Here is a 14,442-nt window from a genome sequence, read left to right as displayed (position 1 = left end):
CCATTATATTATAACCACAATATTTATTATCACTTTCATGTGGTATAGGGTGAGTTACTTTAGTAGTATCTCAAGTGTCCCCCTTACATTTCAGGCTTTGTTCAATAAAAAAAATACATCCTTCCTAAAAAGGATGTACTGCCATGATCTAACATCTATTTAGCCATTTTCGCAAAAGCTCTTCCTGCAGCTTCAATCGTTTCATCAATATCAGCTTTTGTATGCTCCGTTGTTAAGAACCATGCTTCGTATTTAGATGGCGCAAGATTTATCCCTTGTTCCAGCATGAATCGGAAAAAAATTGCAAATGCCTCGCCGTCACTAGCTTCAGCCTGATCATAATTGGTAATCACTCCATCACCAAAGTAGACTGTTAAAGCACCACATAAACGATTGATAGAAATTGGAATCCCGTTTAAATGCGCTTTTTCTAAAATTCCTGTCTTCAATCGATCCCCAAGTTGCTCCAGTTTTTCGTAAATTCCATCCTCTTGTAAAACTTCTAGACAAGCAATCCCGGATGCCATCGAAGCAGGGTTTCCTGCCATGGTTCCTGCTTGATAGGCCGGACCTAAAGGGGCAACCTGTTCCATAATATCCTTGCGACCACCATAAGCACCAATTGGCAGACCGCCACCAATGATTTTGCCCATTGCCGTCATATCAGGCTCAATTCCATAAATCTGCTGGGCACTGCCATATGTAAAACGAAAAGCCGTTATCACTTCATCATAAATAACTAAAGCTCCAGCATCATGGGTTGCGTCGTTAACAGACTTTAGAAATCCTTCATGCGGCTCAACAATGCCAAAGTTCCCAACAATTGGTTCAACTAGAACGGCAGCAATCTGGTCTCCCCAATGATCCAAAGCTTCCTTGAAAGCATGCAAATCATTGAACGGCACTGTAATTACATCTTCTGCAACAGAACGCGGGATACCGGCGGAATCTGGTGTGCCTAGAGTTGCAGGACCTGACCCAGCCTGAACCAGCACGGCATCAAAGTGTCCGTGATAGCTTCCGGCAAATTTGATTATTTTTGTGCGATCTGTATATGCTCTTGCAACCCGAATTGTCGTCATTACAGCTTCCGTACCAGAGTTGGTGAAGCGAACTTTTTCCAGGGAAGGAATCGCTTCTTTCAGCATCATTGCAAATTGATTTTCCAGCCGTGTTGGAGTACCGTATAACACACCGGTTGACGCTGCATTAGCAATCGCTTTAGCAATGTGAGGATGTGCATGCCCTGTAATAATCGGACCATATGCGGCTAAATAATCAATGTATTTATTTCCATCAACGTCCCAGAAATAAGCCCCTTGTCCACGTTCCATATAAATCGGCGATCCTCCACCAACTGCTTTATAGGCGCGGGATGGTGAATTGACACCCCCAACAATATGTTCAAGTGCTTCTTTATGGAGTTCTTCTGATTTTGTAAAATTCATGGAAAAATTGCCTCCTTATTTTTGCTTTGTTTGGTTAAGATCTTGTAATTTTCATCAATTGGGATGATACAGTTGAAAAATCCGCCTGTGCCCTTGAGATGTTTCCTGAAGTTGAGAGATATTTCCTAAAGTTGAGAGATATCTTCTAAAGTTGAGAGATATTTCCTGAAGTTGAGAGATATTTCCTAAAGTTAAGAGATACTTTCTTGAAGTTGAGAGATAATAAAGAATATCTGGTTTCTCTCTCAACTTAGGCGCATTCTCTCTCAAGTTTTCCCATTCTCTCTCAACTTCCCAGGAAATAGCCTTCACATCACCTTCTTTAGCTTTGCCGTATAGATATTCCGGATAAAGATGAAATTTGCAAAGTGAATGATAAAATAAATACCGATCACAATGATTGTAGGTAATATAACCGATGATGAGAGTAAGTTTTGCAGGGCTTTAAATGCAAAACCTGCATGAATTACCGCCACCAAAAATGGAATGAAAAATAATAGACCCAATTCTCTTGTAGCAATTTTTTTCATTTCCTTATCCGTCAGGCCAATCCGGTAAAGGGAGTGAAAATGCTTCAAATCCTTGTCGATGTCTTGATACATCCGAAAATAGAGTATAGATCCAGCAGCTAAAAAGAATAGAACACTAATAAATATACCAAAAAAGAACAAATATGACATGCCTTCCTTTGTTGCGATATAGAAATCAGCCTGTGAATCGGGATGAGCGGTTGTAAAATTTTCATGAGACATAATTTCTGTAATTTCCTCTGCATGGGTAATCCAATTTGCAATATCCATTATATAATTGTAATAAATATCATCACCATTAGAAGTTTGATAAAACTTTTCAAACTCCTTATCCGGTACGATGACGGGTGAGGAAGTATATATATTGCTGTTTAATTTGGATTCAGCAGTCTTCACAGTGTAATGCTTGCTATTGTTTTTTGAATCAAATGTAATTGTTTTGGGTGAATTCATTTCATTTTCAGCATGCACCATCTCAGGTAGTAATAAATATACTGCTTGTTCAGATGGTGCGAATCCAATCCTTTCACCGTTCATTTCTAGCATTTTTTTATAATCGGAATAAGCATAAATTAATAATTCTAAATCATTCCACTCACTAACATCTGAGTAGATCTGCACACCGACTGAATTTACCATTATCGACTGATATGAAATGTTTTCATTTTCAAAGTGTTCTTCGACATCATTAACTTCATCCAAAAAAGCTTGCTTATTTTCTGCCCCCTTACTGATCAATGTGGCATCCTGTGGGGAGAATTGCTCTGCTTCCATTGCCGCACCTTGAAATAATCCATACATTACACCGGATGAAGTAAAGGCTACTGCACTCAGGATAGTAACAAAAAACAGCAGTCTGGCATTATCACGTAATTTGAAGGTTAAATCCGATGTTGTTAGCAAATTTAATTTCTGGTAGTAATAAGTTTTCCTTCGTTTCAAACCATTGGTAAAAGCGATACTGAACTGGGTGAAAAGAAAATAAGTGCCCGGAATAATAAACAGCAGTATCGTAAACATACGCGTGAAAATCGTTAACCAGTTTGCGGTATAAGCTAAATAATAGGCTGTTCCAATTGCTGCGAGAGAAAGAATACTTAAAATCCAGGAAAATTGCGGCACATTTTTTGGTGATTTAGATCCGCAAAAGACTTCCATAATTGATTTAGTCCGAAGTGTCCATATGACAGCAAGTGTATTCAGTTCGAACATAATGAAGAATAGTACTGCGGTAAGACCTATCGCTTTTAAGGATAAATAAAATGGCAATACGTCATCGAGTCCAAGTGCAACAGAGAAAAACATTAAAAAAGCCTTTGTAAATAATGCACCAGCGATAATGCCGGCAATAATCGAAGCTATCCCAATAATCGTATTTTCTAAAATCAGCATAACATTCAACTGTGTCCTGCTGATTCCCAGTGTTGTTAGCAAGCCATATTCTTTTTTGCGGGATTTTATAAAGGAGCCTGTGGAATATAACACAAATAAAAAAGAGAATCCGTAAATGATCACCTCAGAAGAAACGATTCCACGCTGAACAATATCACGGAACTCATAATCGGCAATATTCGGATGAAAAACCGCCACTGCATACATAAAAAATACCATAACAGAAAACATGCAGCTTAAAAAGTAGCTTAAATAGGCACGTGTATTTCGTTTTACATTGTTAAATGCGAACTGAGTGAAAGTCATCCATATTTCCTCCCAGCAGTGACTGTACATTCAAGATGTCCTGGAAAAAGGACTGACGATTATCCCCACGGTGTATTTCATTAAATAATTTTCCGTCTTTAATAAAAATAACTCGTCCACAATAACTTGCAGCAAAAGGATCATGCGTAACCATCAATATCGTGGTTTTCTCTGATTCCTGCAAACTGCTTAGCGCCTCCAGCACCTGAAGGGAGGCCTTGGAGTCAAGATTCCCGGTCGGTTCATCAGCAAATATGATGGTTGGATCATGAATGATGGCACGGGCGATTGCAGCACGCTGCATTTGTCCGCCGGATACTTCAAATATGCGTTTGTGGATTAGTTGATCAATCCCTAATTGCTTTGTAACAGCTACAAGCTTTTTATCCATTTCCTTTATTTTTACTTTATTTAATGTGAGCGGGAGCAGGATGTTTTCTCCAATTGTCAATGTTTCCAGAAGATTATAATCCTGAAAAATAAACCCCATTTGCCTGCGTCGAAATAGGGCAAGCTTATGTTTGGATAAAGCTGTTACCGTCTGATTGTTGATCCGCACTTTCCCTGATGTAGGGGAGTCGATGGTTGATAAAAGGTTTAATATCGTTGTTTTCCCACTGCCGGATGGCCCCATTATCCCAATGAATTCATTTTTATTTACAGTAAGATTAAAATGCTGCAGTGCTTCATATTGAACGCCTCGTTTACTCCCATAAACCTTGGTTAGATTTTCAGCTGTTAATACTGTCATGTTTATTCCTCCTGAGCTTTCTTACTTGTACAAGGAGTATACCCTGCAAATCCATCTCATTCCAATTGCTTGTACAGTGGGTACACCCTGCGAATTCATCTGATTTCAATTGTCTTTACTTGCAAAATGAAGAATCAAGCTTAGAATATTGTAAGCTACAACGCCTTTTCAATGATGATAGAGACAGTTGTCCCAACATCTTTTTCCGAATTTATTTTTAGACCATGTCCTAATTTCTCGCATATTTCCATTGATAAATAGAGTCCCATTCCTGTTGATTCACGAAATGTGCGCCCATTGATACCAGTAAAAAATGGATCAAACACCCTGGGCACATCTTGTGTTGGTATTCCATGCCCAGTATCCTGAATTCTTAAAGTGAGCAATTTATATTCTTCGCTTGCTTCAAAATAAATGGTGTCCGATGTTTTCTTTGAATACTTAATCGCATTGGAAACAATTTGCATGAGTACAAAACGAAACCATTTCGGGTCAGTTGCTATGATTACTTTCTCATCAATGGCCACTTTCGGAAAAACATTATTTCGTATAAAGCTTGACTTAAATTCTGTAATTACATCTTTAACCAATTCTTTTAGGGAAACCTGCTGCACATAAAAATCACGGTCAAATTTTTGCAGGCGGGACTGGTACAAGGCGAGATCCAAGCCCTGCTGAATCCGTTCCATTTCTTCCTGCATACTGTGAAGAAAATCCTCAGGCAGCTTCTCCTTCTCCTTCTGTAAAGTTAAATCGATAACAGATACAGGGGTTTTCATTTGGTGAACCCATTGCTGCATAAAATTAAATTCCAACTGCTTTTGCTGCTCCAGCTGCTCAATTTCATCTTCATAGAGTTTCGTTTGTAGTTCATACTGTGCTGTTACATTATCCAAAAGTCGATTTGGTGATTCGGGCAGGCTCGTGCCTGTTTGATGAAACACATTATAAAACTCACGCAGTTTATAGTATCGAAACAACAGAAAAATGATCAGACAGCTTGTGGGAAGCACGATCAAATAAATAATAATATCCATACCAAGTGTCGCTTCAGCAATAACAGCCCCCAGCTGAGCTATACCGATAATTAGCAGGCATTGGGTATAAAAGAATAAAATAAATGGCAGGCTGTCCTTTAAAAAATCTCTCATTTTGTACTGCTCCATGTATCAATCATTTTATAGCCGGCACCTCTAACTGTTTGGATGCTTTTCTGGATGCAGATTTCTTCCAGTTTTTTTCGTAGTCGCGTAATATTTACAGAAAGTGTATTATCATCAACAAACTGCTCATCATCCCATAATATTTCCAATAAGTAGGTTCTAGATAAAACCTGGTTTAGTCGGTCTGTAAAGGCCTTGAGTAAAACAAATTCATTTTTAGTAAGGGGGACTGTCTTGCCATCGTATTCTGCTTCCATTGCAGTGAGATGCAGGTAAAAGCCGTTTATTTCAAGAAAGTCAGCTTGTTTACTGACGGCATATTCCCCGTAAATCCTACGCATAATTCCTTTGATTTTGGCTTGTACCACATCAAAATTAAACGGTTTTGTTATATAATCATCACCGCCATTCTCAATTGCCATGACCTGATCCATCCCGGAATCACGGGCAGAAATAAAAATAATTGGGCAATTTGAAATGCTGCGGATTTGCCTGCACCAATAAAATCCATCATAGCGAGGCAGATTTATATCCATTAATACAAGGTGTGGCTCTATTTCTTTAAATTCATTCATGATTTTATCAAACGCATCAACAAGCTTAACCTTGTATTCATAGCGCTCCAGATCGTCTTTTAATAGCTGAGCAATTTTTGCATCATCTTCAATCAGGTAAATTCTTTTCAACTAATCCACCGCCTTTTTCACTCTCGTTTTATCCTATCGTATTCTACTGGAAAAATAAATGGCAAGCTTGTCTATAAAGAAGCATATAAATAGATAAAGTAGATGTTCAAAAAAAGGTTAATCCGCCGTTTTAAACAGGCTTATAGAGAATTTTGAGGAAAAGGAGCAGATGAATATCATTCCATGGATTATTATTGCTGTCATATGCTTTATTGTCCTAAAGAGTTTGAGTGAATTTATTCGCAGTGGGAAAATCCGAATACGTATGGAGATGCGTGACAGCCGTTTTTCTGTTGAGCTTTTTTATATATTATTGATCCTATACAGTATCGTTATTATCGGATTTGGGTTAATTTATTTTATTCTTTCGTTTCAAGGGATTATTTTGGTGGAGGATGGTGAATTAAGGCAGGTCAATGTGTTAGGTTCCATGATTCATTCGATGTATTTTAGTGGAGTTACTTTATTAACGATTGGCTATGGTGATATTACACCAATTGGAATTGGGCGGTTGATCGCCTTAATTCAAGCACTTATTGGATATATTCTGCCAACTGCATTTGTATTAAAGCTCGTTCAATCTGGCCAGAGAAACAATGAGGAATGATTATTGACTTTCATATGATATAGTAAAGATAGAATAATTGTTTGGAGGTAGGATGAATGACAATAGAAGTTGGAAAACACGTAGCGGATTTTACATTACCTAGTCAAAAGGGAGAGAAGGTGAGCCTGTCAGATTTTCAAGGGAAGCATGTTGTTTTATATTTTTATCCGAAAGACATGACACCAGGTTGTACGACAGAGGCTTGTGACTTCAGAGATAATCATGAAAAATTTGGCGATCTGGATGCAGTGATTATTGGCGTTAGCCCGGATCCAGTAAAGCAGCATCAGAAATTCATCGATAAGCATGATCTGCCATTCTTACTATTAGCAGATGAAGACCATAAAGTAGCTGAGGATTTTGGTGTATGGAAATTGAAAAAGAATTTCGGAAAAGAGTATTACGGAATTGAACGGTCAACATTCATCATCGATAAAGAGGGTAAGCTGCAAAAGGAATTCCGAAAAGTACGTGTAAAAGGGCATGTGGAAGAAGCTTTAGAATTCATTCGGGAAGAATTATAATTAGGCATGAAGCAGTCCTATTCATAGGGCTGTTTTTTTCGTTCTAGATTCTCTCATTTATGAATAGATTGTAGTATCTGATTACTATCAATTCTATTAAATGAGGTGCTTACGATGAAGCTTGAGGAAAATATAACAAGGACAGGTGCTAAGTCAATCAGCCAACGTAAATTATATCATTTTGTGAAGCGACTGTCTGATATAGTGGTGAGTTTTATGGCGTTGCTGCTGCTCATGCCGCTTTTGTTTATTATAGGTTTTCAACTATACAAAAAAGAAGGGAAACCAATCTTTTACCGTGAAATACGTGTCGGCAGGAATAATCATACATTTATAATGTATCGCTTTCGGACAATGACAAATCCATCACGAGTCATATACGCATTACCACCACATCCAATCCCTGTCTATTGGAGAAATGGTGTACCCGATAATTTTGTTTTCCAAAGAGATGTGAATCGTACGGTAACACCTACAGGAATGTTTCTTAGGAAGTATAAGCTACAGAAATTACCAATATTATGGAATGTATTAAAAGGAGATATGAGTTTGGTAGGTCCAGAGCCCGAGCTTCCGGAAATTGCCGATTATTATAATAAGCGGCAAATCGAGCGGTTAAAAGTAAAGCCGGGCATTACGGGTTATGCACAAATAAAACCAAATCCTTCTAAGAATTATAGGATTAAAATACATGATGATCTTTATTATATTGATAATTGCTCCTATTGGATGGATCTAAAAATCATCCTGAAACGATTAACAAAATCATATTAAGTTTCCTTTTCATTGTTCAAAAATTATAAAAACGTTTACTATAGAAGTACGTGTTCAAAACCTCCATGTCTTCTCATATTCTATATATGAAAATGGAGACTTTTCGAACGTCCGATAGAAGTAAGAATTAGAAGAGGGAGGGAATCTACTTGATTCTTTTTTCTGCAAAAATAGCCAAAAAACACCAGGAAATATTAATAGCAAATCATTCGAAGCAAACTTTTATATTTTGCAATAACATGGATGAGGCCAAAGAACATTTACCTCATGCAGAGATTTTAGTAACGTATGGAAATGATCTAACAGCTGAATTAGTGCAACATGCAGTCAAATTGAAATGGATCATGGTGATGTCTGCAGGACTTGAAAAAATGCCGCTTCAGGCGATTGAGGAAAAGAATATTGTTGTCACAAACGCAAGGGGAATTCATAAAGTTCCAATGGCTGAATATGCGATTGGCATGCTTTTGCAAGTATATCGTCAGGCAAAAGCGTTATATAAAAGTGAAGCGCAACAACACTGGGATCGTTCTGTCCATATGCAGGAAATTACTGGGAAGACTATGCTAGTGCTTGGAACAGGTTCTATCGGGCAGGAAGTAGCGCGATTGGCAAAAGCATTTCAGATGCGGACAATTGGTGTATCAAGAAGTGGTAGGGAAGTAAGATATTTTGATGAGACTCATAAGGTAAGCGATATGAAAAATGTATTGCCACATGCAGATTTCGTTGTATCCGTATTACCAAGCACGAATGAAACAAGAGGACTTTTCACATATGAACATTTTGAATTGCTGCCAGGTAATGCTGTATTTTTAAATATGGGTCGGGGAGATTTAATGCATAGCGAGGATTTATTAATGGCGATACGTGAAAAGGAGATCTCTCATGCAGTTCTGGATGTTTTTGAAGAAGAGCCATTGCCGGAGGATCATTCATTTTGGCAGGAAGAGAATATTACCATAACGCCACATTTATCAGGTATGTCCAAATTGTATACGACTCGTGCATTGGAAATCTTTAAGAAAAATCTGGATAGGTATGTGCAAGGAAAAGATGAAATGGTGAATAAAATAGATTTATCCAGGGGGTATTAAATATGCGTATTTACACACGATCAGGTGATAAGGGGAAAACATCTTTAATCTATGGAAAGCGTGTTGCGAAAAATGATTTACGTGTCGAAGCATATGGCACATGTGATGAAGCAAACTCGATGATTGGATTGGCACTAAGCTTTCTTGAACAAGAGCAATGGGAAGAAAAGGAAGAATTTATGGAAAAAATGCACCGTGTGCAAACCATTTTATTTCATGTTGGTGCTGAACTGGCTACACCAAGTGATAAAGAAGTAACCTGGAAGCTGAAAAAAGAACATATCCAGGAATTGGAAGAACAAATCGATGCATGGGATGGGCATTTGTCCCCTTTAAGAAACTTTATTTTACCATCCGGGCATAGTGCGTCAAGTGCACTGCATGCAGCGCGCACGGTTGCAAGAAGAGCGGAGCGAACTGCCGTTGGACTTGGGGAGGACGTGGTGAATCCATTGGTTGTCTCCTATTTGAACAGGCTATCGGATTTCTTGTTTGTAGCCGCGCGATATGTAAATCAAAAGCTGAATGGAGAAGAAATTCCATTGAAAGCAGATATATAAGAAACTAAGATGCTCCTCTCGTTTAGGGGCATTTTCATTTTATATGATAAATAGCAGGTTATAAATAAACAAGGATGATAATATACTTATATTGACACAATGCCTTGAAACAAAGTAAACTAATTATAGAGATTATAAGATAATAACACTATTTGACTTAGATAAACTATTGAAAGTGAGGTGTTGATGATGTCTGAAAAACGTTTAAATGATGCTATTCACACACTTAAAGAATCAGGCGTCCGGATCACACCACAACGTCATGCGGTTCTTGAATATCTTCTTAACGCGGGTGTTCATCCTACAGCTGATGAAATTTATAAAGCACTTGAAGGGAAATTCCCTAACATGAGCGTTGCTACAGTTTATAATAATCTGCGTGTGTTACGTGAAATTGGACTTGTTCGCGAATTGACCTATGGCGATTCCTCGAGCCGATTTGATTGTAACACGACAGAACATTATCATATTATTTGTGATGAATGTGGAAAAATAGTTGATTTTCACTATCCGTCATTAGAAGAAGTGGAATCACTAGCTGAACAGGTAACCGGCTTTGACGTCAGTCGTCACCGAATGGAAATATACGGCACATGTGAGGAATGTCAGAATATGGAAACAATAAAGCATTAATTATAAAAATCCAAATGCGGTTAATTAGGCATTTGGATTTTTTTAGTACAAATAATTGACCTTATTGAATTTGTACGGGAACCCATTTTCTCACACTGTTAATCAGCCAGATTCCAGAACTTAATTCAAGCTCTTCCAGCATTATTTTTCTTTCGGTAATGATTCCATTTTGTAGTAATTCTTCTCTGTATGTTCCAGCTAATAATCCACATTCAACTGGTGGAGTAAAAAGCTTGTTATTCATTTCTACTACTACATTCCCCATAGTAAATTCAGTTATTTCATGATTCTGATTCCACAGAAGGACATCGAAAACCCCTGGATGCTGCTCAAGTCTGTTTTTGTATACTTCCCTGTTTGTCGTTTTATGATATAGAAATATATCCTCCTTATCTATTGGCGTATTCGCTATGGTTATTTCCAATGGATGTTGAAAAGGGAGGGTTTCATTGCCCTCAATTTTACAGCTTCCATTTTTATTAACGAGTATACGAATTTTCCATTGGTTATCTGCATGCTTTTTTGCGAAAATCAGCAGTTTTTCCTTGATTGCATCCAAGTCAATATCAAATTGAAAGTATGCCGCAGACTGCTGCAATCGTTTTAAATGATTGTCAAGCAGCAAATATTTTCCTTCGTGTAGCCCAAGGGATTCCAATAGTTGAAAATCTTCATGCCTGACATTTAATACTTTTGTCTTTGTTAAAACCTCTTCATACTCTTCCTTCTTATTCGATCCCTTGGTTATGCCACCACCTACACCATATTGTGCTATATTCCTATTATTATCTATCAAGACAGTTCGAATCGGCACATTGAATATTGCCTCCTGATCCGGTGTAATATAGCCGATTGCTCCACAATATACTTCACGCGGATCATCTTCCAGCTCATCAATTATACTCATCGTACTAATCTTAGGCGCACCAGTTATTGAACCACATGGGAAAAGGGCTTTGAAAATTTCTGCTATCCCACTATTTGCTGAAATTTCAGCAGTAACTGTTGAAGTCATCTGATAGACAGTTGGGTATTTTTCAATCGTGAATAAATGTGGAATTTCAACTGTGCCAGGTTTGGCAATTATTCTTAAATCATCACGCATTAGATCGACTATCATGGTATTTTCTGTCCTGTTTTTCTCAGAAAGGTAGAGCCACTCGGCATTTGCTCTATCTTCTTCATCATTTACCCCGCGGCCAATCGTTCCTTTCATTGGTTTTGTAGTAATTTTTTTATTCTTTAAATGAAAGAATAATTCTGGGGAAGCAGACAATATAGTGAATTTGTCAATAGCAAGATAGGCTGAGTAATTAGCTGATCCAAGCTTTTGCAATTGATTGTAATACGAAATTGTATCCCCACAAAAATGTGACTGCATACGGATCGTATAATTTACTTGGTTTGTATCTCCTTGTTCTATATAATTTTTGATTTTATCAATACTGGAATTGTATTGATCTTCATTTGTTTTTGGAATCCATTCAGTAGTTTGAAAGGCTTCTACGCTTGTTAATGAATCTTCAAGAGGGTTATCGAAAATTCCGAACCAGAGCAGGGGCATACTGGGATTTGACTTAACCTGAAATTTATGATCGAATGCTGGTGATGCTTCATAGGAAACATAACCAGCAGCGTAAAAACCAGAATTGACTGCTTCCTGTACTTTTTTTAATGCAGGAATAACTTCATCTATTGCCGATGCAGTTATTATAGCTTGCGGATTTTTAAAGATAATTGGCTTTTTTTTATTAGCGAAATCAAATTGCAGTATTGGATTCAAATAGATTGCCTCCCTCATTGATTGGTGAATATATTGAGCTTTTTCAAGAGCTAAAATGATCTCTATTCGTGTAATTATAGCAAAAAAAATCCATCAATAGTTGACGGATTTTATTTTTTAGCATTTTTTTGTTTTTCTTTCAATTTTCTTCTATATTTTCGAGTATTGTATTTTTCATCAAACTCTTTACCTTCTAAGTTTTTATCTAGTGTCAACGTTTGTTTGCAGTGCATACATGCATCAACACGCCCAAGCATTTTTGTTGGTTTCTCGCAATTTGGACATATAATTGGTATTGCTTTTAGTGACAATGTCCCTATCCAGACGTACACCACTAGACTAAAAAGAATCATTAGGATGCCGAGTATAAAAAATATAACCACTAGCCATTCAATACCTCTTGATAATATTCCTCCATACATCAAAAGAATTCCAGCAAATATTAAAATCAATGCAAAGGATCTTATTTTATTTATTTTACTTGAATACATTAGTTGAGCCATATTCGTCCTCCTTAATAATACATAGGTAGTATAGCATATTATTCGAAAATATTCGTTGAAGAAAAAGGATTTCACGTAAATGTAACGAAATATATACTATTGAATGAAAAAATGGTATTTGCCCAAATATAAACGAAACTTGGATAAATGGAGGAAATCATTAATGGAAAATTTCCTAAGACCTATCTATCAGGAACATGCAAGTGACTCAAATACACTAGGTGTTTTAATAATGGAAAAAACAAAACCAACCAGTCCTATTACAGATAACTTTGATGTGATATTACTTATTATAGTTAAAGGAGCGGATCAATCCTGGCGTGTGAAGCATTATGAATTTGATGAGAAAACTGCAGCACTGCATGTGGTTACAGAGGATTTATTAATGAAGTGGATTGATACAAGTGGATATCGCAGAGCTGTAGAATGGATAATTTATGGAAAAGCAATTTTTGATCGTAATGAATATATTAAAAACTTAAAGGATCAGCTTAGAGATTTTCCTTCTAGTAAACGAGATTTACGTAAAGTAATTGAATTTGGAAAACTCGTTAAAAGCTATAGTGAAGCGAAAGAGCTATTTGATTCAAATGAATATAAAGATGCAAATAGTAAAATACTGTATTCATTGCATTATTTAGCTCGATTAGCAGTGATTGAAAAAGGCTATTATCCTGAAGTAACAGTATGGAGACAAGTGAAACAAATTGATCTCGAAATTTATAAATTATATGAAGAGTTTATTGAGAGTACTGAAGAAATGGATAAACGCATTCAATTGATGCTGATTGCAATGGATTTTGTTATAAAGAACAGGGCAAAGACATCCGTTAAGCATTTATTGGATATTATGCAATCAAAAGATACGTCTTGGTTCTATGCAGAATTAAAGACCTTGCCTTCGATAGCTCCCTATTCATTAGATCTAACAGCGATAATTTCATACTTAGTGGAGAAGGATATTATTCAAATTGAAAAGCAAGAAACGAAAGGGGGCGGTGTGTATCATCGGAAATATATCGTAAATAATGAAGCATCTTTTTAGTGCATATTTAAAAAGGGGAATAAAAAGGATCAAGGTCGGATAAAGTCGATAAAGTCCTGTATTCAGGCACCGACACTAGCACGTCCTGTGCGTCGAAGCTCTATCCAGCGCTTTAAGTACAAGGAAAGATTCCCCGAACTCACGTCGCTCGCATGAAAGGTGATCTTCATTACCAGGGATCGGAACGTATGCAATTAATATGAGTGGAACGGACTTCTGCGTGTTGTGCTGACTGCAGCGTTGCCCGCAGTGGCTTTCGGTCGGGCGAGCCATAGCCGCAGTTCCGGGATGTGGTAGGTCTAAGTAGAAGATCCACGATCGTTAACTAACTTCTCTTGTAATGTGATGATTTCAATGTTCGACTCAGGACGCATCGGTACTTAGTCGAAGATCTCCTATCTCGAAATGTTGTTTTTATCGGCTTTTTTGAATAGCCTCTTTTAGTCAGTTTTGAACGCTATTGTGTGTAGTTTGTGTTTCCAATGTTGGTAAGGAAGCTTAAAATTTATTAGATCTTCCTTGTTATCATTGGTTTCTTTAAGTTCTGGAAATATGGAATGTAAATTATTTGTAGAGCTAATTGCGAAGTCTCAAAGTGCAAGTGTCCCAAGGTGTTAAGGACAAGGCAAATTTTATTTTC

Annotated in this window: 15 protein-coding genes; 7 read left to right on the top strand and 8 right to left on the bottom strand. The window is 37.2% G+C overall.

What is annotated here, in order from left to right:
• Window positions 1-155: 155 nt before the first annotated feature.
• The 6 genes from AC6HVZ_RS11155 to AC6HVZ_RS11130 all read right to left on the bottom strand — a co-directional run bounded on the left by AC6HVZ_RS11155 (window position 156) and on the right by AC6HVZ_RS11130 (window position 6,276).
• Window positions 156-1,448 (bottom strand): glutamate-1-semialdehyde 2,1-aminomutase, encoded by a 1,293-nt coding sequence (locus tag AC6HVZ_RS11155; protein WP_497558242.1) that lies wholly within the window; start codon window positions 1,446-1,448, stop codon window positions 156-158.
• Window positions 1,449-1,502: 54 nt separating this feature from the next.
• Window positions 1,503-1,760 (bottom strand): hypothetical protein, encoded by a 258-nt coding sequence (locus AC6HVZ_RS11150; RefSeq protein ID WP_497558241.1) that lies wholly within the window; start codon window positions 1,758-1,760, stop codon window positions 1,503-1,505.
• Entirely contained in the window at window positions 1,757-3,676 is a 1,920-nt protein-coding gene (locus AC6HVZ_RS11145) for an FtsX-like permease family protein (RefSeq protein WP_497558240.1), read from the bottom strand. The genes AC6HVZ_RS11150 and AC6HVZ_RS11145 overlap by 4 nt, the downstream gene beginning before the upstream one ends.
• Window positions 3,651-4,427 (bottom strand): ABC transporter ATP-binding protein, encoded by a 777-nt coding sequence (locus AC6HVZ_RS11140; RefSeq protein WP_497558239.1) that lies wholly within the window; start codon window positions 4,425-4,427, stop codon window positions 3,651-3,653. Before AC6HVZ_RS11140 ends, AC6HVZ_RS11145 begins: the two co-directional genes overlap by 26 nt.
• 155 nt (window positions 4,428-4,582) lie before the next feature.
• Window positions 4,583-5,578, bottom strand: a complete 996-nt coding sequence (locus tag AC6HVZ_RS11135) for a sensor histidine kinase (RefSeq protein WP_497558238.1) — start codon at window positions 5,576-5,578, stop codon at window positions 4,583-4,585.
• On the bottom strand, window positions 5,575-6,276 hold the full coding sequence (locus AC6HVZ_RS11130; protein ID WP_497558237.1) for a response regulator transcription factor: 702 nt from the start codon (window positions 6,274-6,276) through the stop codon (window positions 5,575-5,577). The genes AC6HVZ_RS11135 and AC6HVZ_RS11130 overlap by 4 nt, the downstream gene beginning before the upstream one ends.
• Before the next feature lie 169 nt (window positions 6,277-6,445).
• Here AC6HVZ_RS11130 and AC6HVZ_RS11125 point away from each other — a divergent pair, with 169 nt between their 5' ends.
• The 6 genes from AC6HVZ_RS11125 to perR all read left to right on the top strand — a co-directional run bounded on the left by AC6HVZ_RS11125 (window position 6,446) and on the right by perR (window position 10,471).
• The gene (locus tag AC6HVZ_RS11125; RefSeq protein ID WP_497558236.1) at window positions 6,446-6,883 is read left to right on the top strand and encodes a potassium channel family protein; all 438 of its coding nucleotides are present in this window, start codon (window positions 6,446-6,448) and stop codon (window positions 6,881-6,883) included.
• 56 nt (window positions 6,884-6,939) lie between these two features.
• Window positions 6,940-7,407 (top strand): thioredoxin-dependent thiol peroxidase, encoded by a 468-nt coding sequence (gene bcp / locus AC6HVZ_RS11120; RefSeq protein WP_497558235.1) that lies wholly within the window; start codon window positions 6,940-6,942, stop codon window positions 7,405-7,407.
• A 114-nt stretch (window positions 7,408-7,521) separates the two neighbouring features.
• Window positions 7,522-8,181, top strand: coding sequence for a sugar transferase (locus tag AC6HVZ_RS11115; protein ID WP_497558234.1), 660 nt, complete (start codon window positions 7,522-7,524; stop codon window positions 8,179-8,181).
• Window positions 8,182-8,330: 149 nt separating this feature from the next.
• Entirely contained in the window at window positions 8,331-9,278 is a 948-nt protein-coding gene (locus tag AC6HVZ_RS11110; protein ID WP_497558233.1) for a D-2-hydroxyacid dehydrogenase, read from the top strand.
• 2 nt (window positions 9,279-9,280) lie between these two features.
• On the top strand, window positions 9,281-9,838 hold the full coding sequence (locus AC6HVZ_RS11105; RefSeq protein WP_497558232.1) for a cob(I)yrinic acid a,c-diamide adenosyltransferase: 558 nt from the start codon (window positions 9,281-9,283) through the stop codon (window positions 9,836-9,838).
• Between the two features lie 189 nt (window positions 9,839-10,027).
• Window positions 10,028-10,471, top strand: coding sequence for a peroxide-responsive transcriptional repressor PerR (gene perR / locus AC6HVZ_RS11100; RefSeq protein WP_497558231.1), 444 nt, complete (start codon window positions 10,028-10,030; stop codon window positions 10,469-10,471).
• A 61-nt stretch (window positions 10,472-10,532) separates the two neighbouring features.
• Here perR and pabB read toward each other — a convergent pair whose 3' ends face one another.
• Window positions 10,533-12,254: an aminodeoxychorismate synthase component I gene (pabB, locus tag AC6HVZ_RS11095; protein ID WP_497558230.1), complete on the bottom strand. Its 1,722-nt coding sequence runs from the start codon at window positions 12,252-12,254 to the stop codon at window positions 10,533-10,535.
• 110 nt (window positions 12,255-12,364) lie between these two features.
• Window positions 12,365-12,757 (bottom strand): YgzB family protein, encoded by a 393-nt coding sequence (locus AC6HVZ_RS11090; protein WP_497558229.1) that lies wholly within the window; start codon window positions 12,755-12,757, stop codon window positions 12,365-12,367.
• Window positions 12,758-12,920: 163 nt separating this feature from the next.
• Here AC6HVZ_RS11090 and AC6HVZ_RS11085 point away from each other — a divergent pair, with 163 nt between their 5' ends.
• On the top strand, window positions 12,921-13,802 hold the full coding sequence (locus AC6HVZ_RS11085; protein WP_497558228.1) for a nucleotidyltransferase-like protein: 882 nt from the start codon (window positions 12,921-12,923) through the stop codon (window positions 13,800-13,802).
• Window positions 13,803-14,442 lie beyond the last annotated feature (640 nt).

This window comes from Oceanobacillus sp. NCCP-135 (assembly GCF_059698015.1).
This window is presented reverse-complemented; position numbering and strand designations above follow the sequence as displayed.